18 protein-coding genes and 1 pseudogene are annotated in these 22282 nt (G+C 73.4%); 11 read left to right on the top strand and 8 right to left on the bottom strand.

The features are described from left to right. Window position 1: 1 nt before the first annotated feature. Window positions 2–1060, bottom strand: coding sequence for a 3-oxoacyl-ACP synthase III family protein (locus Sspor_RS38120; RefSeq protein WP_202203201.1), 1059 nt, complete (start codon window positions 1058–1060; stop codon window positions 2–4). Window positions 1061–1449: 389 nt separating this feature from the next. Here Sspor_RS38120 and Sspor_RS38125 point away from each other — a divergent pair. The 5 genes and pseudogenes from Sspor_RS38125 (at window position 1450) to Sspor_RS38145 (ending at window position 6814) form a co-directional block, all read left to right on the top strand. After that, window positions 1450–1522 (top strand): annotated as a pseudogene (locus Sspor_RS38125). Between the two features lie 74 nt (window positions 1523–1596). Further along, complete coding sequence (locus tag Sspor_RS38130) at window positions 1597–2733, top strand: leucine-rich repeat domain-containing protein (RefSeq protein ID WP_202203202.1); 1137 nt, start codon at window positions 1597–1599, stop codon at window positions 2731–2733. Beyond that, on the top strand, window positions 2730–4421 hold the full coding sequence (locus tag Sspor_RS38135) for an ankyrin repeat domain-containing protein (protein WP_202203203.1): 1692 nt from the start codon (window positions 2730–2732) through the stop codon (window positions 4419–4421). The genes Sspor_RS38130 and Sspor_RS38135 overlap by 4 nt, the downstream gene beginning before the upstream one ends. Continuing rightward, window positions 4418–5617 carry an AAA family ATPase gene (locus tag Sspor_RS38140; RefSeq protein WP_202203204.1) on the top strand — a complete coding sequence of 400 codons (1200 nt, stop codon included), beginning with the start codon at window positions 4418–4420 and terminating at the stop codon, window positions 5615–5617. Before Sspor_RS38135 ends, Sspor_RS38140 begins: the two co-directional genes overlap by 4 nt. Window positions 5618–5629: 12 nt before the next feature. Beyond that, window positions 5630–6814 (top strand): vWA domain-containing protein, encoded by a 1185-nt coding sequence (locus Sspor_RS38145; RefSeq protein ID WP_202203205.1) that lies wholly within the window; start codon window positions 5630–5632, stop codon window positions 6812–6814. Window positions 6815–6856: 42 nt separating this feature from the next. On the opposite strand, the gene Sspor_RS38150 is transcribed toward Sspor_RS38145, so the two are convergent. From Sspor_RS38150 to Sspor_RS38170, 5 genes are all read right to left on the bottom strand, one after another. Continuing rightward, a complete protein-coding gene (locus Sspor_RS38150) occupies window positions 6857–7519 on the bottom strand; it encodes a deoxynucleoside kinase (protein WP_202203206.1) in 663 nt (220 codons plus the stop codon). A 319-nt stretch (window positions 7520–7838) separates the two neighbouring features. Continuing rightward, complete coding sequence (locus Sspor_RS38155) at window positions 7839–9752, bottom strand: serine/threonine-protein kinase (protein ID WP_202203207.1); 1914 nt, start codon at window positions 9750–9752, stop codon at window positions 7839–7841. 162 nt (window positions 9753–9914) lie between these two features. Continuing rightward, a complete protein-coding gene (locus tag Sspor_RS38160; RefSeq protein WP_202203208.1) occupies window positions 9915–10166 on the bottom strand; it encodes an EF-hand domain-containing protein in 252 nt (83 codons plus the stop codon). A 174-nt stretch (window positions 10167–10340) separates the two neighbouring features. Further along, window positions 10341–11567: a cytochrome P450 gene (locus Sspor_RS38165; RefSeq protein ID WP_237404212.1), complete on the bottom strand. Its 1227-nt coding sequence runs from the start codon at window positions 11565–11567 to the stop codon at window positions 10341–10343. 141 nt (window positions 11568–11708) lie between these two features. Continuing rightward, on the bottom strand, window positions 11709–12260 hold the full coding sequence (locus tag Sspor_RS38170) for a ribosome-inactivating family protein (RefSeq protein ID WP_237404213.1): 552 nt from the start codon (window positions 12258–12260) through the stop codon (window positions 11709–11711). 489 nt (window positions 12261–12749) lie between these two features. Here Sspor_RS38170 and Sspor_RS38175 point away from each other — a divergent pair, with 489 nt between their 5' ends. From Sspor_RS38175 to Sspor_RS38190, 4 genes are all read left to right on the top strand, one after another. After that, window positions 12750–14603, top strand: coding sequence for a stealth family protein (locus tag Sspor_RS38175; protein WP_202203211.1), 1854 nt, complete (start codon window positions 12750–12752; stop codon window positions 14601–14603). A gap of 195 nt (window positions 14604–14798) precedes the next feature. Then, window positions 14799–16007, top strand: a complete 1209-nt coding sequence (locus Sspor_RS38180) for a serine hydrolase domain-containing protein (protein ID WP_202203212.1) — start codon at window positions 14799–14801, stop codon at window positions 16005–16007. Window positions 16008–16107: 100 nt separating this feature from the next. Further along, a complete protein-coding gene (locus Sspor_RS38185; protein WP_202203213.1) occupies window positions 16108–17094 on the top strand; it encodes an MsnO8 family LLM class oxidoreductase in 987 nt (328 codons plus the stop codon). Window positions 17095–17324: 230 nt separating this feature from the next. Next, on the top strand, window positions 17325–18182 hold the full coding sequence (locus Sspor_RS38190) for a polysaccharide deacetylase family protein (protein ID WP_202203214.1): 858 nt from the start codon (window positions 17325–17327) through the stop codon (window positions 18180–18182). On the opposite strand, the gene Sspor_RS38195 is transcribed toward Sspor_RS38190, so the two are convergent. Beyond that, window positions 18179–19387 (bottom strand): FAD-dependent oxidoreductase, encoded by a 1209-nt coding sequence (locus Sspor_RS38195; protein ID WP_202203215.1) that lies wholly within the window; start codon window positions 19385–19387, stop codon window positions 18179–18181. The two genes, Sspor_RS38190 and Sspor_RS38195, sit on opposite strands and share 4 nt — an antisense overlap. An 83-nt stretch (window positions 19388–19470) precedes the next feature. On the opposite strand from Sspor_RS38195, the gene puuE reads away from it, so the two are divergent. Next, window positions 19471–20385, top strand: coding sequence for an allantoinase PuuE (puuE, locus tag Sspor_RS38200; RefSeq protein ID WP_202203216.1), 915 nt, complete (start codon window positions 19471–19473; stop codon window positions 20383–20385). Here the strand turns inward: puuE and Sspor_RS38205 are convergent. Beyond that, complete coding sequence (locus Sspor_RS38205; protein ID WP_202203217.1) at window positions 20382–21362, bottom strand: L-threonylcarbamoyladenylate synthase; 981 nt, start codon at window positions 21360–21362, stop codon at window positions 20382–20384. The genes puuE and Sspor_RS38205 overlap by 4 nt on opposite strands. A gap of 107 nt (window positions 21363–21469) precedes the next feature. Between Sspor_RS38205 and Sspor_RS38210 the strand changes: the two genes are divergently transcribed. Then, window positions 21470–22279, top strand: a complete 810-nt coding sequence (locus Sspor_RS38210) for an alpha/beta fold hydrolase (RefSeq protein ID WP_202203218.1) — start codon at window positions 21470–21472, stop codon at window positions 22277–22279. Window positions 22280–22282 lie beyond the last annotated feature (3 nt).

Consider the following 22282-nt stretch of genomic DNA (forward strand, 5'->3'; position numbering starts at 1 on the left):
CTCACACCCCCACGTTCGTGAGCGTTGCGGACAGGGCGCCGGTGACCACGCCGGAGGCGGCGGGCACCAGCAGGTACTTGGCCCCGGGGCGGGCGCTGCCCGCCCTGAGGTGCTCGCACAGCGTCAGGAAGTGCGAGGTCGTGGCGGTGTTCCCGTACCGCTCCACCACGGCGAGCGAGGTGGGCATGGGCGCGGCGAACTCGGCCTCGGCCGTCTGGTTGGCGTAGTCGATGAAACGGGTGCCGACCTGGTGCTGGATGACGAAGTCGAACTCCTCACCGGCGAACGCCCGCCCCCTCTTGGCCAGGAAGTCACCGTGGAACCGCGGCCACAGCTTGAGCCGGTCGCGGTCGTGCATCTTCTTGTTGTCCGTGTAGAGGGAGATGCCCGGGGTGCGGTCGCTGGGCATGCCCATGCACAGGTGGGAGTACTCGGAGCAGGTCATCAGCTCGATGTAGTGGATGCGGTCGGCGGCGTCGGTGGAGACGTCCAGGACGACGGCGGCCGCCGAGTCCCCTACGGAGAGCGAGGCGAACTGCGGGTCGTAGGAGTCGGTCATCTCGCGTGCGGCGGTCTGCGCGACGCGGGTGGCCTGTTCGCCGCTGACGACCAGGCCGCGCCGGACGGCACCGGAGCGGATCATCCGGTCGAGCAGCCACACCCCGGTCATCATCCCGGCGCACGCGTTGGAGACGTCGAAGTGGATGGCGGAGCGGGCGCCCAGCTCCCGGGCCAGCATGGCGGCGAAGGACGGTTCGAAGGTGAAGCGGTCGCCGTCCTTGAAACGGGTGATCGAGGCGGAGATGACGATGTCGAGGTCGGCGGCCCCGTAGCGGGAGGACTCCAGCGCGTCCCGGGCGGCGGCCAGGGCCATCCCGAACGAGTCCTCGCCGGACGCCGGTTCGGGGTCGTACACGCGGCGTTCGGTGATCCCGGTGATCTTCTCGATGTCGACGTCTCCCAGCCCCGGGACCAGGGCGGCGAGCTGCGGGGTGGTCTGGACTGCTGCCGGAAGGCAGACGCCTAAGGCTTCTATTCGGCTGTGTGCGGTGGTGCTCATGTGTGTCGCTCTCCGTGGCGGTCCGCCCAGGGCATGGGAGTGCCCGGACGGTGGTTGACAGAGGGATTGAAAGGGCGTCCGGGGAATAACGGACAGTCAAGTTACCGTAGCGTACGGAGATGTCGACGGTGTGTCAGGGCTTCGCAAATCAGGAACATGTGGTCGAAATTCGGCCACCCGCCTCCGCCCGCCCCTGCCGCGGCATCAAGCAGAATGGGAGCTTCCGCCCCGCCGGGTGGGGGTTCACGCCTTCGAAAACCTGTCCGGAACCACTCGGTCCACCTCGCGGGGGGTGACCGGCCCGGGATCGGTGCGGTAGTCGATACGCAATCGGTCGGCCAAACTGGTGATCGATTTCCGGCCGCCGTGTGGGTATGATCGCCGCCAGCAAGGCCGTAGCGCAGAGGTCGTCGCGCCCACGCATCGAGCTGGAGGACGTCGGTTCGAATCCGACCGGTCTTGCGTCTACTTCCGCAGTTCTCCCTTCAAGTCGTGATGGCCGCCGGGCACCGGCGAATGAAACCGGTGGAGTGGTGATGACACAGCCGACACCCGTACGGTGCCCCGCGATCGAGCACCCCGACCTGCCGCCGGCCGACCCGGCCCGCCTCGCCCCGCTGCTCACCCGGCTCGCCGAGGACCGGCCCGTCGACACCGACGAGACCTTCCCGCTCGGCACCCTGCGCGCCGACGGCCGCGTCGACCTCTGCAAGCAGGGGCTCGGCCCGGCCGGAGCGGCCCGCCTGCTGCCGGTCGCCGCCACCTCCGCGCACGCCAGTCACCTGCTCCTCGGCACCAACGCCATAGGCGACGCGGGCGCCGTCACCCTGGCCGAAGTCCTCACGGGCGACCACGGGCTGCACACCCTCTACCTCGGCTGCAACCGGATCGGACCCGACGGGGTGGCCTCCCTCGCCGCCGCCCTCGGCGAGGACACGACCGTCCGCGCCCTCTGGCTCAAGCGCAACCCGCTCTTCGCGGACGGCGCCCGCACCCTGGCCGCCCTGCTGCGCCGCAACACCACGCTGCGCACCCTCGACCTGGTCAACACCGGGATCGGCGCCGACGGCGTACAGCTCCTGCTCGACGCCCTGCTGGAGCGCGAACAGCCCCTGGAACGGCTTTTCCTCGGCGGCAACGGCCTCGGCCCCGACGCCGCCCCGCCGCTGGCCGCGCTGATCCGGGAGGCCGGGGTCCGCGAGCTGTACCTCCCCGCCAACCACCTCGGTGACGAAGGCGCGGCGGCCCTCGCCTCCGCCGCGGCCGACGCCGCCCACCCGGTGCGCCTCGGCCTCGGCGGCAACGGCATCGGCGCCGCCGGAGCACGTTCGCTGGCCGCCTCACTCGGCGGCATCGAAGCGCTCGACCTCGGACGGACCATGTCGGAGCGCAGCCTCGGAGCCCCCGGCAACGACCCCGGCGACGAAGGGGCGTACGCCCTGGCCGCGGCCCTCCCCGGCAGCCCCCTGCGCCGACTGGAGCTGCGCCACACCGGCCTCACCGGACGCGGTGCGAAGAGCCTGCTCGCGGCGGTGCCCGCCGACAGCGCCCTTGAGTACGTCGGCCTCGGCCCCGGCCTGCCGCGCCGCGTGAAGCGCTCCTTCACCGAACGGCTCCGCCCCGCCCGGGCGGCCCACCCTGACGTGCGCGCCATCGGCAGCGTGTACCGGTGAGCCGGGCGCACGCAGAACTCGCCGGCGGGTTCCAGGCGGAGGACGGCCCTGCCTGGCAGCGGATCCGCCGTTACGCGGTGCCCGGCTGGATGATCGAGCAGGCCACCGCTCACCGGCTGGCCGGTGACTGGCGGGCGGCCTGCGCGGCCGCGGCCGTGGACATCGGCTTCGAGCTGTCCGAGCTCGCCGCCCGCCACGGCGCCGCCGTGGCCGAGGCGGTGACCGAGGACCTGCTGCACCTCGCCCCGGACCTGCTGCGCTGGCACCTGCCGCGGTACCTGGGCGGCCGCACCACCATCGCCCCAGGACTGAGGATCCTGCTCGCCTCCTACGGCGGCCCCGGGGGCCCGGCCCTGTCGGTCACCACACCCCTCATGTCCGAAGGTGCGCAACGGCTGCGCCTGCACTGCGCGCCGGTCGTCGCCGAGAAGCGGCGCCGGTACGCGGGGCACGACTTCGTCCCCGAGGACTGGAGGGCGATCCGGCCGTTCTGGGACGCCCGTCGCGCGTCCGAGCTGGGCGCACGCTTCGCCGTCCCGGACGGCCTCGCCGAGAACCTCACCTGGATGCTGGCCGGAGGGGAGACGGAGGACGCCTATGCGGCGGCGGGCATCGAGTGCGACCTGACCGCCCCCGCCGCGCGGCCGTACCAGCGCCAGGTGGACCCGAAGGCCCTCCTCGCGCGGATGCCCGTCGACCTCACCCGGCTCGCGCCGGAGGTGGCGCGGCTCGTGGCGGCCGGAGCGGGCGACCGGTTCCGGATCGCGGCCGGCTGGCGCTCCCACCTCCTGCTGGAACACGTCGCCCCTGCCGGGCTCCGCGCCCGCGTCGTCGAACAGGCCGAGGCGGCCGACGTCCCGGCCCTGCCGCGGTACGCCTGGCAGAGGCTTCCCGATCTCGAACTGGTCCGGACCGGTCTGATCGCCCCGGGCGGGCTGCACCCGCTGGTGGCCCCCGCGCTGTTCCCCGACGCCGGCCCGACGGTGGGCCCGCCCGGCCCCGACACGGGCGCGCCGGTCCGGGTGCGCTGCCGCGGCGGGTGGCACGAGGTGCGCTCGCGGGGTGGCGTACTCGACGTTCCGCACACCCCCGAGGAGCAGCAACGGGAGCGCGCGATGCGGGCGTTCGGCGGTGCGGTCTCGGGGTGCTTCGCCGTACAGCAGACCTGGACCTCGGGGAAGGGGCGGCTGCCGCGGGGGCTCCAGACCCAGCGGCACGAGTTCTTCCTGCGGGTCCAGCACGGCGACGACCAGGGCGTGGTGGCGCTGCTGGACGCCGGTGTCGACCCCCGGATCCGGGACGCCCGCGGCCGCGGCCTGCTGCACGCACTCCACCTGCTCGACCACGAGGCGCTGCTGCCCCGGCTGCTGGCGGCCGGACTCGACCTGGAGGCACGGGACAAGAACGAACGCACCCCGCTGCTGTCCGCCGTGCACTGGGGCGGCTCGGCGGACCTGGTCAGGGCGCTGCTGGCGGCCGGCGCGCGGATCGACGCCATCGATGAGACGGAACTGTCGCTGTCCCAGGAGATCCGCCGCTACCGGCGCACCGACCTCACCTTCCTGCGGGACCGCGTCGACGAGGAGTTCCCCGGGATCGGCGCCGACTGGTTCGACGAGTACATGGACTACCGCGAGGAAGAGGGCGACGAGGGAGCGGACGACGAGGGAGAGGACGACGCCGCATGAGTGCGCCCCAGCCACAGCCCGCCCGGGCCCTGGCCGCCGCCGACGCCCTGGGCGCCCGGCTGAGCGCCACCCGTACCGAACCCGCCACCCATCCCCAACTGGAGGCGCTGGCGCTGGCCGTGACGGCCAACCAGCCCGTCCTCCTCTGGGGTGAGCCGGGCATCGGCAAGTCCGCCGGCATGGAGCAGCTCGCCACCGCGCTCGGCATCCCGCTGGAGACCGTCATCGCCAGCGTCCACGAGCCCTCCGACTTCGCCGGGCTGCCCATCGTCGGCGACGACCCCGCCACCACCGGTGTCCCCATGGCGCCGCCGGACTGGGCGGTACGCCTGGCCCGCACCGGCCACGGACTGCTGTTCTTCGACGAGCTGTCCTCCGCCCCGCCCGCCGTCCAGGCGGCCCTGCTGCGCGTGGTCCTGGAGCGCCGCGTCGGCAGCCTCGAACTGCCCGCAGCGGTACGGATCGTCGCCGCGGCCAATCCGCCCGCCAGCGCCGCGGACGGCTGGCACCTCAGTCCGCCGCTCGCGAACCGCTTCGTCCACCTCGACTGGACGCACGACCCGCGCACCGTGGCCCGCGGCATGGCCGGCACCTGGCCCGAGGTGGCGATCCCCACCGTCGATCCCGCCAGGATCTCCGGCTCGGTCGCCCGAGCCCGCGGCGCCGTGTCCGGCTTCCTCACCGCCCGGCCGGGCCTGGTCCACCACATGCCGGCCGAGGCCGCCGGACGGGGCCGCGGCTGGCCCTCCCCGCGGACCTGGGAGATGGCCCTGCGGCTGCTGGCCACCGGGTACGCGGCCTCGACGGGCCGGGAGGGGCTGGCCGCCGCGCTCACCGGCGCCGTGGGCGAAGCCGCCGGGATCGAACTGCTCTCGTACCTCGAACACCTCGACCTGCCCGACCCGGACCGCGTACTGGCCGACCCGGACGCCTTCGCCCTGCCCGAACGCGGCGACCGGCAACTGGCCTTCCTCATCGCCGTGGTCGCGGCCGTGCAGAGCGAGCTCACCCGCCCCCGCTGGGAGGCGGGCTGGGCCGTCCTCGCCAAGGCCGTGGACGCGGGCGTGCCCGACGTCGCCGCCCGCGCCGCCGCCGACCTCGCCGCCATGCGCGACCTCGACTGGCCGGTGCCCGCCGGCATCGACGCCTTCGTGGAACTGCTCCAGCTGTCCGGCTCGCTGCCGGGCGGTGACTGAGCCCGGGCCGCCGTGGGCCCGGAGCTGGACCGCGCGAAGCTGCTGGCGGCCCGGTACAAGGCTGCCGAGACCCGTCCGTACCTCGCCTCCGCGCTGTACGCCCTGACCGTCGTGCCCTCGGCCGGGGTACGCACCATGGGCGTCGACCGGCACTGGCGCTGCTACGTCTCGCCCGCCTTCGTCGAGGCGACCCCGGTCGCCCTGCTGGCGGGGGTGTGGATCCACGAGGTGGCGCACCTGCTGCGCGACCACCACGGCCGGGCCGAACGGCTGCCCGCCGCCGACCAGAGAGACCACGTCCGGGTCAACATCGCCCAGGACTGCGAGATCAACGACGACCTGCTCGCCGACGGACTGGCGCTGCCCGAGGGCCGGATGGAGCCCAGGCTCTACGGCCTGCCCACGGGCGGCCTGTTCGAGACGTATCTGCCGGCGATTCCCCCGACGCCCCACGGGCCGGACTGCGGCTCCGGCGCGCACGGCACCCCCATGCCCTGGGAGCTGGGGGAGGGCGGTGGCCCCGCCCGGGTCGGCCGGGTGGAGGCCGAGGCCCTGCGCCGGCAGACCGCGCAGGCCGTACGGGCCCACCTGCGCGCCCGGGGCCGGGTCCCCGAGGGCTGGGCCCGGTGGGCCGAGGAACTTCTGGAGCCCTCCGTCGACTGGCGCCGGGCTCTGGCGGGAGCGGTCCGTGAGGCCGCCGCCTGGGCGGCCGGCGCGGTGGACTACACCTACCGCCGGCCCTCGCGCCGCACGCCCGCCCTCGGCGGCCGGGTGGTGCTGCCCAGCCTGCGCAGGCCGCTGCCACGGGTGGCCGTCGTCATCGACACCTCGGGATCGATGGGCCCGGACGACCTCGCCGCCGCCCTCGGCGAAGTCACGGGCGTTCTGCGGGAGGTGGGCGTCGGAGGCAACCGGGTCGCCGTCCTTGCCTGCGATGCCGACGTGCACGCCGTGACCCGGGTGAGCAAGGCCGACGAGGTGACCCTGGCCGGTGGCGGGGGCACGGACATGCGGGTCGGCATCAGCGCGGCCCTGGCCCTGCCGGACCGGCCGAACGTCGTGGTCGTGCTGACCGACGGCCACACGCCGTGGCCGCAGGAGACACCGTCCTGCCGGCTGATCGCCGCACTGGTCGGGGATGCCCCGCCCGCACCCCCGCCCTGGGTGGAGACCGTACGCGTCGGCCCGGTCGCGTGACGGGTCGGCCGGACGGCCGTGACGCCACCGCCGACGGCGGGATCAGACCCCGCGCGCGACCTTCGCCAGGGTGTCCTTGACCTCCTGCACCACGCGGGCGGCGTCCTCGGGGTTGTTCACCACATCGGTGTGGTTCATGTCGATGACGAGGACCTCGCTGGCCGAGTAGTGCTTGTGCACCCAGTCGTCGTAGCCGGACCACAGCGTCCGGTAGTACGCGACGAGGCTCTCGTCCTGTTCGAAGTCGCGGCCCCGCAGCCCGATGCGGTGCAGCACCGTCTCGAAGTCCGCCTTGAGGTAGACCATGAGGTCGGGTGCCTTGCGGTACGGCAGGCCGTCGATCTCGCGCATCATCTCGGCGAGCAGCCCCTCGTACACCTGCATTTCGAGGGAGCTGATCCGGCCCAGGTCGTGATTGACCTTGGCGAAGTACCAGTCCTCGTAGATGGACCGGTCGAGGACGTTGTCGCCCTGCTTGTACGCGTCCTTGATCGAGGCGAACCGCGTCTGCAGGAAGTAGAGCTGGAGCAGGAAGGGGTAGCGCTTGGCCTGGATCTCCTCGGGGCTCGCCGTGTAGAAGAGCGGGAGGATCGGATTGTCGTCCACGCTCTCGTAGAAGACTTCGCTCCCCAGCTCCTTGGCGATCAGCTCGGCCACGCTCGTCTTGCCGATGCCGATCATGCCTCCGACGCAGATCACTGGCATACCTCACTTCTCCCTGGGGGTCTTCTGTTCGTGGCGGGTGAGCCGGGCGCCCCACACCGGTGGGGCGCACGCCTGCGGTCACGTGATGGCCGGGATCTTCGTGACCGGCGTCAGTGGTCCCCGTCCGGACCGAGGCCCTGCCCCAGGCCGCTGTCCTCGACCGGCCCGACCGTGCCACGGTCGTCGCCGACAGCGACGCACCGCAGCCCCGAGGCCGCCCTGAATCTTAAATGACGATCCGCTCCGTGCAGGCCAGAGCTCCTGCGCCGCCCGCACGTGCTTCCCGGTCCCGCTCCCGCTCCGGGTCCCGTTCCCGGTCCTAGTCCTTGGCCGCGGCCTCGGCATTGCGCCAGACCGTCAGGTCGACGGTGATGAACCTGGTCTCGTCCTTCGAGCCCGACGCGCCGCGGAACGTCGCCAGGGTGATGTGGCCGGCCTTGCTCAGCACGCAGACTTGCGACCCGTCCGTGAGCTGGTCGAGGCCGACCTTCTCGGTGAAGCGGGTCACGGCACGGCAGGTCTCCAGCGAGCCCTTCTCGGAGTTGTTCAGCAGGACGAGCTTGCCGTTCGTGGTGCCGAACTTCTCGTCCCCGAAGAGGGTGTCCCGGTAGAAGAAGAGGTCCGCGTGCCCGTAGAGCACCCCGGCGCCGGTCGGCTCCTCGGCCGGGCGCGGCGGGTTGTCGGCGAACATCAGCTGGTGGTTCTGGGGCACCTCGATGTGCTGGTACGAGACCGGCTGCGGGTCGGGCCGCTTCTGCGCGCCGCCCGAAGAGGTGCTGCCGCCGCCCGAGGCCTTGTCCCCGCCGCCCTTCCCGGAGCCGTCCGGGAGCAGCGACCCGAGGACCACGAGCCCGACGACCGCCGCCGCCACGGCCCCGACGACGATCAGCGCCGTCCGCCGGGGGCGCGGCGCAGCGGGCGGACCGGGAGCGAAGCCCTGGGGGTGGAACGGCGGCGGCGTGCTGTGGCCCGGGGCGTACGTGGGCTGCGTGTACGGGGGCTGGTGGTACGGCGGCGGGGTGTGCTGCGGCTGCGGGTACGAGGACTGCGCGTACGGGGGCGGCGTCCGGTAACCCGGCGGCACGGCCCCCGGAGCACCCGGAGCACCCGGAGCACTTGGAACACCCGGCGCCCCTGGTACCGGAGCCGGAGCCGCCTGCGTCGGCGCGGCGGCCGCGCCGGCCGGCGCGTACCCGGGCGCGGCGGGTGCCGCAGGCGCACCCGGCGCCGGGGCCGGCGGTGAGACCTCGGTCGGCGTCGGAGCCGCAGCCGGGGTCGGGGCCGACGTGGCCGTCGGAGGCTGCGGCGGCGGGGTGGGCGCCGGCGCGGGCAGCCGCAGCCGCTCGGTGATGAAACCGGCGACGGCCCGCGGCAGCCAGTCCTCGCCCTGGCGCAGCGGCGCCTCCGAGGCCGCGTTGCACAGCTCGATGACCTCGGTCAGGGTCGGCCGGTCGGCCGGGTCGCGGCTGAGGCAGCGGGTCACCACCGGCCGCAGCTCCTCGGGCAGGGCGCTGAGGTCGGGGTCCTCGTGCACGATGCGGTAGAGCACCGCGTGCGAGGGCCCGTCGCCGTAGACGGAGGCCCCGATCGCGGTGAAGGCCGCGATCTGGCCGAGGGCGAAGACGTCGGTGGCCGGGGTGACGGTGCCGGCCGAGGCCTGTTCGGGCGCCATGAACGCCGGGGTGCCGACGCTGACGCCGGTACTGGTCAGGGCGGTGGAATCGGCGGCCCGGGCGATGCCGAAGTCGATGACGCGCGGGCCGTCGGAGGCCAGCAGCACATTGGCGGGCTTCAGGTCCCGGTGGACGATGCCCGCGCCGTGGATGACGTGCAGCGCCTCGGCGACCCCGACGGTCAGCAGCAGCACGCTGCGCACCGGCAGCGCGCCGTGCTGGGCCACGGCGTGGGCGAGCGAGGGACCGGGTACGTAGGCGGTGGCCAGCCAGGGACGGGCGCCTTCGGTGTCCGAGTCGATGACCGGTGCGGTGTAGAGCCCCTGGACCCGCTCGGCGGCCCGCACCTCCTGCTGGAAGCGCCGCCGGAACTGGGGGTCCTCGCTGAACTCCGGCCGGATCACCTTGATGGCGATGGGCCGGCCGCCCGGCGTGTGGGAGAGGTAGACCTTGCCCATGCCGCCCGCGCCCAGCACGGCCGCCAGGCGGTAGCCGCCCACGACGGCCGGGTCGTCGGCTCCGAGCGGCTGGAAGAACTCGGCGGAAGGTGCACTGCCCATGGGGACCCATCTCTGATTGCGGCGATTCAGCACCTGCCGGCGCCCCGAAGTCAACCGAGAGCGTACCCAATGCCCGACCGTCCCCCGCCCCGGACAGCCGGGCGTCCGGATCGCCGTGCCGCCGTGCCGTCCGCGGGAGTTGGCGGCCGGCCGGATCGCCGGCTACCAGCCGAAGCGGCGGTCGACCACGGCCGCGAACTCCTCGTACGTCAGCACGCGGTCACCGTTCTGGTCGGCGGCGTCGAAGAGCGCCGAGGATTCGTGGGTGTCCCCGACACCCCAGAAGGGGATCGCTCCCTGTGCCGCGAGGGTCGGGCCCTTGGAGCGCAGGGCACCGATGACCTCGGCACGGGTCAGTGTGCCGTCCTGGTCGAGGTCGAGGGCGTCGAACAGGCGCCGGGCCTTCTCACTCATCACGTGGTCCTCTCAGCGGTACACGCGCCGCCTCCCGGGCAGCGCGTTCTGTACGGGAGGACGTCGTGGGCCGCCGCGGGGTTGCTCCGCCCGGGTGTCTGTTCCGGCGCGGCCGGGCGGAGCGCGGCCGGGCGGTTCGCGGAGGCCGGCTCGCGGGGGTGACCGGTCGCCGCGTCACCAGGTGACGTACAGGGCCTGCGGTGAGCGGTGGATCAGCGTGGGCCGCATCCGCGGCCGCGGACGGTCCGGATCCAGTCGCAGCCCCGGCATCCGACGCAGGAACAGTTCGAGGGTCAGGCGGAGCTGATCGCGGGCCAGCTGGGAACCGGGGCAGCCGTGGGTCCCGTACCCGAAGGCGAGGTGCTGCCGGTTCACGGGCCGGGTGACGTCGAACTCCCGGGCCCGCTCGTACCGTTCCTCGTCGCGGTTGGCCGAGCCGTACGCCACCAGCACCGTGGCCCCCGCGGGCAGTTTCGTGCCGGCGAGCGTCACCGGCCGGGTGGCCGTCCGGCGGAAGGCCTGGATGGCGGTGTCGTGGCGGACGGCCTCCTCCACCGCCGCCGGGACCAGGGACGGATCGTCGCGGAGCATCCGCCACTGCCGCCGGTCGCCGAGCAGGTGCAGCAGCATGGTGCCGATGAGCGCGCTGGTGGTGAGGAATCCGGCGATCAGCAGGTTCTGCAGGCTCGTCACCAGTTCGTGGCGCTGCTCCAGGGTGAGCTCGGCGTCACCGGGAGCCAGGGCGGCCACCATGGTCGAGCACATGTCGTCCCGCGGGTGGGCGCGCCGGTCGCGGACGTACCCGTCCAGCAGGTGCTGCAGCGCGACCACGTCCTCGGCGGCGGCCACCTGCCCCTCCGGCGGCAGCGGGCGGAACAGCAGCTCCTCGGCCCGGTAGCCGCCGTGCACGGCCGCGGGCACGTCGGCGGGGTCCAGCCCGATCAGCCGACCGACCACCATCCCGGGCAACCGCCGGGCGTACGCCTCCACCAACTCCGCGGACCCGTCCGCCGCGAAGCCGTCCGTCAACTCCTCTGCGCACGCGCGGGCGTACGGCAGCAGGGCTGCCACCCGGGCGGCGGACAGCCCCCGGTTCAGCGGGGCCCGGTGCCGCCGGTGGGACGCGCCGTCGCTGGACACGACCGTGGGCCGGGGGCCGAACCCCCGGGGCAGGACGCCGAGCGCCGCTTCCGAGAGCGAGATGTCCGGCAGGAGGGCGCCGGCCGAGGAGAAGTCCTCCGCACGCAGCAGCACCTCGCGTACGTCCCGGTCGCGGGCCACCAGCCAGGCATCGAACTCGGGTACGAACGTCAGCCCCTCCGCGCGGCGGGCGCGGTCGTAGAGCGGATAGGGGTCCCGGTACAGCTCGTCACGCCGCTCCTGGTCGTCGTGCCACGTCACTGGGACCTCCGGATCACGGTCGGGACCGGGCGGGGGCCACTGCCGCGGGTGCCCTCCGGTGCGCCGGGTCATCCTGCCCGACATCCGGCCGGCCCGGTAGGGCGCCTGCCGGAGGCCGGAATTCCGGCAGGCTGCCACGGGCTACAGCCGCCCTCCGGTCATCCATATACGTGACATCGCATCGGCCAGGGCGGGATATCGGGCGGCTTCGCAGAGCATTTCCGAGAGCACGAGCATTCCGTGTGCGGTGCTCCGCGGATCGCGGTTCTGGTGCAGCCTGATCACCGCGTCGCTCAAAGGCCGGCGCCCGAGCAGGATTCCCGAACGCCGGACGGCGGCGGCCGTCTCCAGCTCGGCGCGGCCGCCGCCGAACGGCAATGCCTCCGTTCGGCGCAGGCCCGGGGGAGCGGCCGAATCCCGTACGTGCCGGAGGTATGCCTCCGGCGGGGCCTGGCCGTTCTCGAAGATGTTCCGGAATCCGGCGATCCGCAGGCTCGTATTGCGTGGGCGGAGCTCGATGTAGAGCTCGACGAACAGGCCCCGCAGCTGGACGTGGAGGGAAAGGTAGGGCATGTCGCCCTCTTTGCGTCCGGCTCCGCCGAAGAATCCCTGCGCGTCCTGCGCCTTCGAACGAATGGTCGAGGTCAGGGAGCGGTATTCGTCGGCCGTGGCGAGTGCTGGGGAGAACAGCATCGGTATCAGCATGGCCGGCCTATCGAGGGAGGGGCACGGAAGTCGGACGTCGCGTCGTCGATCTGGCGGAAACCGCCTGGAATCTGCTGCACTCACGCATGCACATCACCACCTTCGCCATATTCCGAATGCTCCGACGACGGGTTGATCACCCGATCGGTTCGGGGTCCGGTCCGATGCGTTCCTTTGTAGTCGTACCGACGGTGGCCGAGAGAATTGTTGACCTCTGATGCTAAGAAATCATGGCGTGATCCGGGCTGCCCGGACGCCCCCGGGCTCCCGAGCGGGCAGCGGGCAGCGGGCAGCGGGCGGCGGTCGCTCAGCGTCACGACCGCGGTGGCGGGGCGCGGGGTGAGCGCCGGGCCCGGATACGCCCCGGTGGCCTCGAACGAGCTGTCGGCTCGCATGAGAAGTGGCTGTGATTTGGGAAAACAGGACTGCGGACCCTTGCGTGGATCGTAAACAAAAGGAAACGTATCGCTGAACAAGTTGTCCACCACGCTCCTGATCGCGCCGCTCGTGCTCAGGGCACTCAGAACACCGGCAGCCGCTCATCAGCGCCGCACACCGAGGACGTACATGCAGGGGATACGCCGCCTTCCCGTTCCGGCCGGGCTCCGCAGACTCGTCCGGACGGTGCGTCGCCGCGGCGGGATCCCGCGTCAGCCGGTCGGGCTGGAGCGCAGGGGCGAGGCTCCCGCGCCGCTCAGCCGGGCCGCGGTCCGCGAGGAGGAACTGCTGGCGACCGTGCCGGGACTGGTCCGCCACTGCGGACGTCTCGCCCTGGTGCGGGACGACCTGCTCCCCGCCGATGCCCGCGACGCCTGCCTCCGGTCCCTCGCCGAGGCCCTGGAGGCCGCCTCCGTCCCCTACGGACTCGTCCCCGACGGCCGGCTCACCCACCGCGTGGCCATCGCCCCGGGCGACCGGGCCGCCGCACTCAAGGCCTGCGCCGCGGCGTTCGAGGGGCTCCCGCTCTACGCCCGCCTCATCACCGCCGACGGCGAGGCCGGGGACGTACTGGCGGAGGACCTCATGGCGGCGGTCGAGGCCGCCGAGGCGGTCCCCGCCCACGGCGACCGCGAGGGCGGGGAGACCCCGGACCCCGCCCACGTCCGGGCCGTACGCCTCCACCACCCGGTCGTCACCTCCGGCCGGACCCTGACCTACGGCCCCGAGACCGGCTGCGACCTGGAGTTCTGGGAGGCCCCCGACTCCGGGGAGGGCGCCCTGGCCACGCTGCGCGAGACCCCGTACGGCTGGTGGGTCCCGTCCCTGACGGCCTCGGCCACCCGCCGGGTCGGCGACCGGGACTACCCCGTCGTCGACTGCTTCTCCGGCCGCTTCCCGGACGACATCGACTTCCCCGTCGACGCCGTGATCACCTGGGTGGACGCCGCCGACCCCGCCTGGCGCCGGCGCAGGGACCGGGCCGCCGAGGCGGCGGCCGGCGCCACCGGTCGCCGCACGGGGATCGACCTCGCCGACAACCGGTACCGCGACCGCGGCGAGCTCCGGTACTGCCTGCGCTCCATCGCCGCTTACGCACCCTGGATCCGGCGCGTCTTCCTCGTCACGGACGACCAGGCCCCCGACTGGCTCGACACCTGTCATCCCCGCGTCACCGTCGTCGACCACCGCGAGCTCCTGACGGACCCCGACGCTCCCGAGGTGTTCAACTCCCACGCCATCGAGAGCAGGCTGGACCGCATCCCCGGCCTGGCCGAGCACTTCATCTACTTCAACGACGACATCTTCCTCGGCCGTCCGCAGCGCCCGCAGGACTACTTCCTGGCCTCGGGACTGCCCAAGGTGTTCCACGACTGGCGTGCCGTCGACCCCGGCAGCCGGACCGGCGACGACGTGTTCACCGCCTCGCAGAAGGTCACCCGGCAGGCCGTCGAGGAGGCCGTCGGACGCACCTATCCGCACATCCTGGCCCACACCCCGTACCCGCTCACCCGCTCCCTCTACGCCCGCGTCGAGGAACTGCTGCCCGGCCGGCTCGCCGTCACCGCCCGCTCGGTCTTCCGCAGCACCGAGGACCTGGCCCCCGTCACCCTCGCCTCCCACCTCGCGCTCGCGGAGGGGCACGCGGTGGAGGGCCACCTGTCGCACACCTACGTCAGCACCGCGCGCCACGACGTGGTCGAGACGCTGCCGCCCCTGGCCGCCGAGCGCGGCCACGACGCCTTCTGCCTCGCCGACGACGAGGACGAACCCACCGAGGCCGGAGCGGGTGCCGGAGCCCCGGCCGGACTGACCGCGACGCAGCAGCACAACATCGTCGCCGCCTTCCTGGAGGCCTACTTCCCGGTGCCCTCCCCGTTCGAGTCGCCGTAGCGCAGGCCGCAGCCGCCCGGACGGGGGACGCTCCCCGCCCCGGGCGGCCGGGTGACCGGCGGCGGCGACTTACGCGGCCAACCGGGGGGTCGTGGCGCGTGCCGTGGACGCGGCGTGCCGCTCGGGCTGCTACTGCTGGGCCGGGCCGGGCGCCGTCCGCCCCGGCCGACCCCGCGCACATGAGGAGCCACGTACATGCCGACCTGTGCCCGTGCCCGTGCCCGCCGTATCCGCCTCCGCACCGGCCTGTCCGCCGCCGTCCTGACCACCGCCGCGCTCGGCGGGCTGCTGCAGCCCGCGCAGGCGGCCGGTGACCCGGGTCCGGGCGACGGCCGCCCGCGCCACGACAAGGGCCTCCAGCGGCAGCTCGACGGGCTCGTCGCCCAGGAGGACGGCCCTCCCGGCGTGATCGCCATGCTCACCCGGGGCGACCGTACGGAGGTGTACACGGCCGGAGTCGGAGACATCGAGACCGGTCGGGCCCCGCACCCCGACGACCACATGCGCATCGCCAGCATCGCCAAGGCGTTCAGCGGGGCGGTCGCCCTCCGGCTCGTCGACCAGGGCCGGCTCTCCCCCGACGACACCATCGGCAAGATCCTGCCCGAACAGCCGGAAGCCTGGCACGCGGTGACGCTGCGCCAGCTCCTCCAGCACACGAGCGGCCTGCCGGACTACTCGGCCGACCCCGGGTTCCTGGAGATCCTCACCGCCGACCCGCGCCACGAGTTCGACCCCCGCACCCTCCTCGACTTCGTCGCCGACGAGCCGCTGCTCTTCGCCCCCGGCTCCCTGTACGAGTACTCCAACTCGGACAACATCGCCGTCGCGCTGATGGCCGAGGCCGTCACCGACCGCCGCTACGAGGACCTCCTCAAGGAGCTCGTCTACCGCCCGCTGGGACTGCGCCGCACCAGCCTGCCCCTGGGCTACCGGCTCCCGCGCCCGTACCTGCACGGCTACGACGTCGAGCCGCCGGCCCGACCCGAGGACATCAGCGAGGCGTTGAGCGCATCAGGGGTCTGGGCCTCGGGCGGCATCGTCTCCACCCCCAGGGAACTGGGCGCCTTCATTCGCGCCTACGCCGGCCCCGCCCTGCTGTCGGCACCGACCCGCAAGGAGCAGCTGACCTTCCGTCCCGGCGACTCCTCGGAGCCGGCCGGCCCCGGCACCAACGCGGCCGGGCTCGCGATCTTCCAGTACACGACCCGCTGCGGCGTGCTCTACGGCCACACCGGGAACTTCCCCGGCTACACCCAGCTCGCCGCCGCCACGCCCGACGGCACCCGGTCGCTGACCTTCTCGATCAACACCCAGACCAGCAAGGGCAACAAGCCCGCGCTGCTCGCCCGACTGCGCACCGTGCAGGAGAACTTCGTCTGCGCCCTCCTCAAGGGGCACTGACGGCAGCGGCGGAGGCAGGGGAACCGCGGCGGCGCGGCGGCGTGGCGCGAAAACGATCACGCCGGCCCGCGCCGCCACCCGCGATCCCTATGCTGACGCCATGCTCGACATACCCCTTTCAGCGCTGGAAGTCGCGATGGTGCAAACGGGCACCCGGGCCGCCGACACCCTGCGGGACACCACGGCCTTCGCCCGAGGGGTGGAAAGCCTCGGCTACCACCGCATCTGGTACGCGGAGCACCACCACTCTCCGGCGATCGGCGCTTTCCCGCCGGTCGTACTGACGGCGCACGCGGCCGCGTCGACCTCGGCCATCCGTCTCGGTTCGGGCGGGGTGCTGGCACCCAACCACGCCCCCCTCACGCTGGCGGAGCAGTTCGGCACGCTGGCCGCCCTGCACGAGGACCGTATCGACCTGGGCATCGGCCGCGGTCCCGGCACGTTCGACGACGCCATCGCCCGGGCGCTGCGCCGCGGCGCGGGCCCGGCGACGGATGCCGAGTACCGGGACGACGTGGCCGCGATCCTGACGTTCCTGGTGGACGAGGTGGCGCTGGGACCGCTGCCGGAGCCGTGGCTGCTGGCCTCCAGCCCCGCGGGCGCCGCGCTCGCCGCGGAACTCGGCCTGCCGGTCGCGGTCGCCCACCACATCCGGCCGGACAACACCCGTGCGGTGCTGGAGCGTTACCGGTCGGACTTCACCCCGTCCCGCTGGTGCGAGCGGCCCCGCGTCCTGCTGTGCGTGGAGGCGGTGTGCGCGGAGACGGAGGAGGAAGCCGTCCGGCGCGCGGGGCCGATGAACGTGGTCAAGGCCGGCCTCCTGAAAGGCGAGAGCCGGATGCCCTTCCCCACCCCCGAGCAGGCGGCCGGCCACCCCTTCACGGAGCAGGAACGTCAGGCGCTGGCCGCCTTCCGGGCCCAGCAGGCCGTCGGCACGCCCGAGACCGTCGTGGAGCGGCTCGCCCACCTGGCGGCCGGGACCGGGGCGGACGAGCTGATGCTGACCACGCCCGTGTACGACCTCGGTGACCGCCTCGCCTCGTACGCGCTGATCGGGAAGCACTGGGGCACCGCGACGGCACCGTAGGCCGAGGCCCCCCGCCCCGCCGCCGGCCGTGACACTGCTCACACGCGACGCGGCACCACGGAAACGCCGGAGCCGTTGGCACTCCGAGGGTGTCGGCCTCCCGCCGGGGGACGGGTGTGCACTGAGCCACACAAAACGGGCCATTCAGCCCAACGGGTACTCCGAACGGATGACCTAGCCTGGACCGACCAGCGAGATCCGGGGGCTGAGGGCAAAGGAAGAGCACGTCCATGCGCATCACCACCAGTGCCGCTCGTCGTCGACGGGCGGGGTACACCGCTGCGGCCGCCCTTCTCGGGCTCCTGGCGGCGGCCGGTTCTCCGGCGTACGCCGCCACGGACGGCTCGGTGGACCGCGTCCCGGACGTGCCCCCCTCCGGCCACGCGGCACCGGCCGGAACCGCAGGCTCCGCCCAGGGCGCTGCCCACGAGGCTGCTCAGGGCGCTGCCCACGAGGCCGCTCGGGGCGCCTCCGGGGTCCCCCTGGGAATCTCCCGGCTGGCCGAGGGCGCGGGCCGCCAGGTCGCGATCACCATCGACGACGGCCCGGACCCCCGCTGGACCCCCCAGGTCCTGGCGACACTGCGAAAGAACCACGTCAAGGCCACCTTCTGCATGATCGGCACCAAGGCGCAGAAGTACCCGGAGCTGGTGCGTGCGGTCGCCGCCGACGGGCACCAGCTGTGCGACCACTCCGTCGACCACGACGTCACGATGGACCACAAGCCCGTCGCCTACCAGCGGCAGCAGATCCTTGAGGGCAAGGCCATGATCGAGAAGGCCGTCCCCGGGGTCCCCGTCACCTACTACCGCGCGCCGGGCGGAGCATTCACCCCCGACAGCCGCGCGATCGCCGCCGCGAGCGGGATGCGCCCGCTGGGCTGGAGCGTCGATCCCCAGGACTGGAGCAGGCCGGGCCTGAAGGCCATCCTCTCCGCCGTGGAGGGCAAGCTCCCCCAGCAGCCGACGGTCCTCTTCCACGACGGCGGCGGCGACCGCAGCGAGACCGTCGCCGCGCTGAAGGAGTACCTGCCCTGGCTCACCGAGCAGGGCTACCGCTTCTCCTTCCCGGCGCGCACGGCCCCCTAGGGCAGCCGGAAACCGTTGAAGAGGTCGTCCATGCCGCGCAGGGCCAGCCGGGCCGGGGTGGCGCGGACCGCGAGGTCGCGGGCGGCCACCGCGACCGGAGCGCGCAGCACGCCCAGACGACCCACGCGGCGGGCCCGCAGGCGCACGGCGTCGGTACGGTCGCGGCGGGCGGCGGTGTACGCCGCGAGGGCCGCCTGAACGGCGGCGTCCCCATGGTCCGCGCGATCCGCGCCGTCCACGTCGTCCGTGCGCTCTCCGGCGGGCAGCAGATGGGCGAGGACCACCGCGTCCTCGATGGCCTGGCAGCCGCCCTGGCCGAGATTGGGGGCCATGGCATGGGCCGCGTCGCCCAGCCAGGCGATCCGGCCGTGGTGCAGGCGGGGGAGCGGGGCGGCCAGGTCGTAGAGGTCGTTCCGCAGGACGTCGGCGGGATCGAGGCGTCCGACGCGCTCCAGCAGGGCCGGAATGGGTTCGTGCCAGGCGCCGAAACGCTGCCGCAGCTCGGTGCGCGGGTCGGCGAAGCGGGTGTCCGGCGGGACGACCGCGGTCGCGTAGAGGTAGTAGCGGCCGTCCACGAGCGGGGTCACGCCGAATCGCCTCCCCCGCCCCCACGTCTCGCTCATGGCCGGTATCCGCAGATCAGGGGCGTCCACGATGGTCCGCCAGGCCGTCTCGCCTAGGTAGTGCAGCCCGGGGTGCGCCGGGAAGTACGCGCGGCGCAGCGGACTGTGGATGCCGTCCGCGGCGACGACCAGATCGGCCCGAAGGTCCGGGCCGCCCGCCGTACGGACGCGCGGTCGGCCCCCGGCATCGTCGACACCGGTCACCTCGGTGCCGTGACGAACGGCCGATGACGGCAGAGCGGCTGCCAGGGCGGCGGTGAGGGCCCGGCGCGGGACGGCGAGGGGCGCCCTGCCGTAGCGGGCGGTCATGTCCGCGGTGCCCGCCCGGGTGAGCCACCGGCCGTCGGGGCGGCGTACGCCCATCGACGCGGGTACGGCGCCGCCGATCGCGCGGGAGACATCGACGCCGACGGCGTCGAGCGCGCGCAGGGCGTTGGGGGCGAGGCCGATGCCGGCGCCGGTGACGGGAGGTTCGGGGGCGCGTTCGCAGACGGTGACGCGCCAGCCCCGGCGGTGCAGCGCGACGGCGGACGTGAGGCCGCCGATTCCGGCTCCGACCACCACCGCGTGACGGTTCGTCATGGCCCACCTCTCCGTTCGGGACCCTCACTCTAGAACGGTGGCGTGACGGGGCCCGCGCCCGTCCCGGCGGTAGGGTGCCGACCGTGTCCGAGCAGCAGCGCGATCTCGTGGGATACGGCGCCTCCCCGCCCCGTGCCGCATGGCCCGGCGGCGCCCGCGTCGCCGTCAGCCTCGTCCTCAACTACGAGGAGGGCGGCGAGCGGAACGTCCTGGAGGGCGACCCCGCATCCGAGGGCTTCCTCCACGAACTCGTCGGCGCACCCCCGGTGGTCGGCGGGCGCGAGCTGAACGTCGAGTCGATGTTCGCCTACGGCTCGCGCGCCGGCTTCTGGCGTATCCACCGCACGCTCCTGGCGCACGGCGCGCCCCTCACCGTGTACGCGGTCGGGCAGGCCCTCGCCCGCAACCCGGAGGCGGCGAAGGCGATGGGTGCCGCGGGCTGGGAGGTGGCGAGCCACGGCTGGCGCTGGATCGACTACCGGCACGTCCCCGAGGAAGTCGAACGCGCCGACATGGCCCGCTCGATCGCGACCATCGAGCAGCTCGTCGGCCGTCGGCCCGTCGGCTGGTACACCGGCCGGACGAGCCCGCGCACGCGCCGCCTCGTCGTCGAGGAGGGCGGATTCCTCTACGACTCCGACGACTACTCGGACGACCTGCCGTTCTACGTCGGGACGGACGAGGGGCAACCGCACCTCGTGGTGCCGTACACCCTCGACGCCAACGACTTCAAGTTCCTGATCGTCCACGGCTTCACGACCGCGGACGACATGCTCACGTATCTCGTCGACACCTACGACACGCTCCACGCCGAGGGCGCCGACCGTCCCCGGATGATGAGCGTCGGCATGCACTGCCGGATCATCGGGCGCCCGGGCCGGATCCGCGCGCTCGACGGGTTCCTGGAACACGTGGCACGGCGCGGCGGAGCCTGGATCGCCACCCGCGAGCAGATCGCACGCCACTGGCTCGCCGCCCACCCGCCGGAGACCCCCTAGGGACGGGGACCTGCGGCGCGGCGGAGCCGGTTGGCGATCGCCGGACCCAGACCCTCCTCCACGGGCAGCGAGGCGACGATGAGGTCGCACCCCTGCCGGTCGAGCTCGCGCAGGAACCCGTACAGGCCGCGCGCGTAGGCGGTCATGGAACCGGGGACCCGTACCACGGCGTGCGCCCGCACCGCGGTGTCCGCGCAGTCGGCGGGAAGGAAGACGCCCACCCGCCGGCCCGACTCCCGCGCGAGCTCCGCCTCCTGGACGACCTTGTCCGGCTCGACGAGGACGACCCGGGCGCGCGGCGCGTAGTGGGACGGATGCTGGCCCGGCACCCGGACGGGGCTCGCCCCGGGGGCCGCGAACGGGCGTCCCCACACCGCTTCGAGGTCCTCGCGCGCCACGCCGCCGGGGCGCAGGATGGCCGGGACGTCGCCCGTGGTGTCGACGATCGTCGATTCGACGCCCACCTCGCACGGCCCGCCGTCCAGCACGAAATCGACGCCTTCGCCGAGCTCGGTACGGACATGGTCCGCCGTGGTGGGGCTCACCGAGCCGAAGCGGTTGGCGGACGGGGCGGTGACGCCGCCGCCGAATGCCGTGAGCAGCGCCAGGGCGACGGGGTGGTCGGGCACGCGCACCGCCACCGTTTCCAGTCCGCCGGTCGCTTCGAGGGGCACACGCGGACCGCGCCGCAGCACCAGGGTGAGCGGCCCCGGCCAGAACCGCTCGGCCAGCAGGCGCGCCGCGGGCGGTACTTCCTGGACCCAGTCGTCCAGCTGGGCGGCGTCGGCGATGTGGACGATCAGCGGGTGGGAGGGCGGACGTCCCTTGACCCGGAAGATGCGCGCGACGGCGGCGGGATTCTCCGCGTCGGCGCCCAATCCGTAGACAGTTTCGGTCGGGAGGGCCACCAGGCCGCCGGCGCGCAGCACACCGACCGCCTTCTCGATGTCACTGTCTGTCGCCGTCACCCTCGTCATCCTAGAGGTGTCGAGGACCCGCGGCGGCCGTGACCGAGGTCGGCGCCGACCACGGTGAGTCGGTGGCACGCGCCTGACCTCCTGGATCCTCTGCGAGGATGAGCCGCATGACCGTGCGGAACAGGAATCATGTGCGGGTGTCCGGCCTGCGGGGCGGCCCCGTGGTGATGCTCGCGCACGGGTTCGGGTGCGACCAGAACATGTGGCGCCTGGTGCTGCCCGCGCTGGAGCGCGAGTTCACGGTCGTGCTCTTCGACCACGTGGGTGCGGGCCGGTCGGACCTGTCGGCGTGGAGCAGGGAGCGGTACTCCGGCCTGGACGGCTACGTCGAGGACGTGCTGGAGATCTGCCGCGAGCTGGACCTGGGGCCGGTGACCTTCGTGGGGCACTCGGTGAGCGCGATGATGGGCGTACTGGCCGCGGGACGCCACCCCGGGTACTTCGACGGGCTGGTCCTGCTCGCGCCCTCCCCGTGCTTCATCGACGACCCGGCCGCAGGCTACCGGGGCGGGTTCACCGCCGAGGACATCGAGGAACTGCTCCAGTCCCTGGACGCGAACTACCTCGGCTGGTCGGGGGCCATGGCTCCGGTCATCATGGGCAACCCGGACCGTCCCGAGCTGGGCGAGGAGCTGACGAAGAGCTTCTGCGCCACCGATCCGGACATCCAACGCGTCTTCGCCCGCGTCACGTTCCTGACCGACAGCCGGACCGACCTGGACCGGGTGACGGTGCCCACCCTGGTCGCCCAGTGCTCCAGCGACGCCATCGCCCCGCCGGAGGTCGGTCCCTACGTCCAGGACCGGATCAAGGGCAGCCGGCTGGTCACCCTGAACGCGACCGGGCACTGTCCCCAGCTCAGCGCCCCCGAGGAGACCGCGGAAGCGATCGCCGCGTTCACACGGGCCTTGTCCTGATGT

Source organism: Streptomyces spororaveus (assembly GCF_016755875.1).
In the GTDB taxonomy this organism is placed as follows: Bacteria; Actinomycetota; Actinomycetes; order Streptomycetales; family Streptomycetaceae; genus Streptomyces; species Streptomyces spororaveus.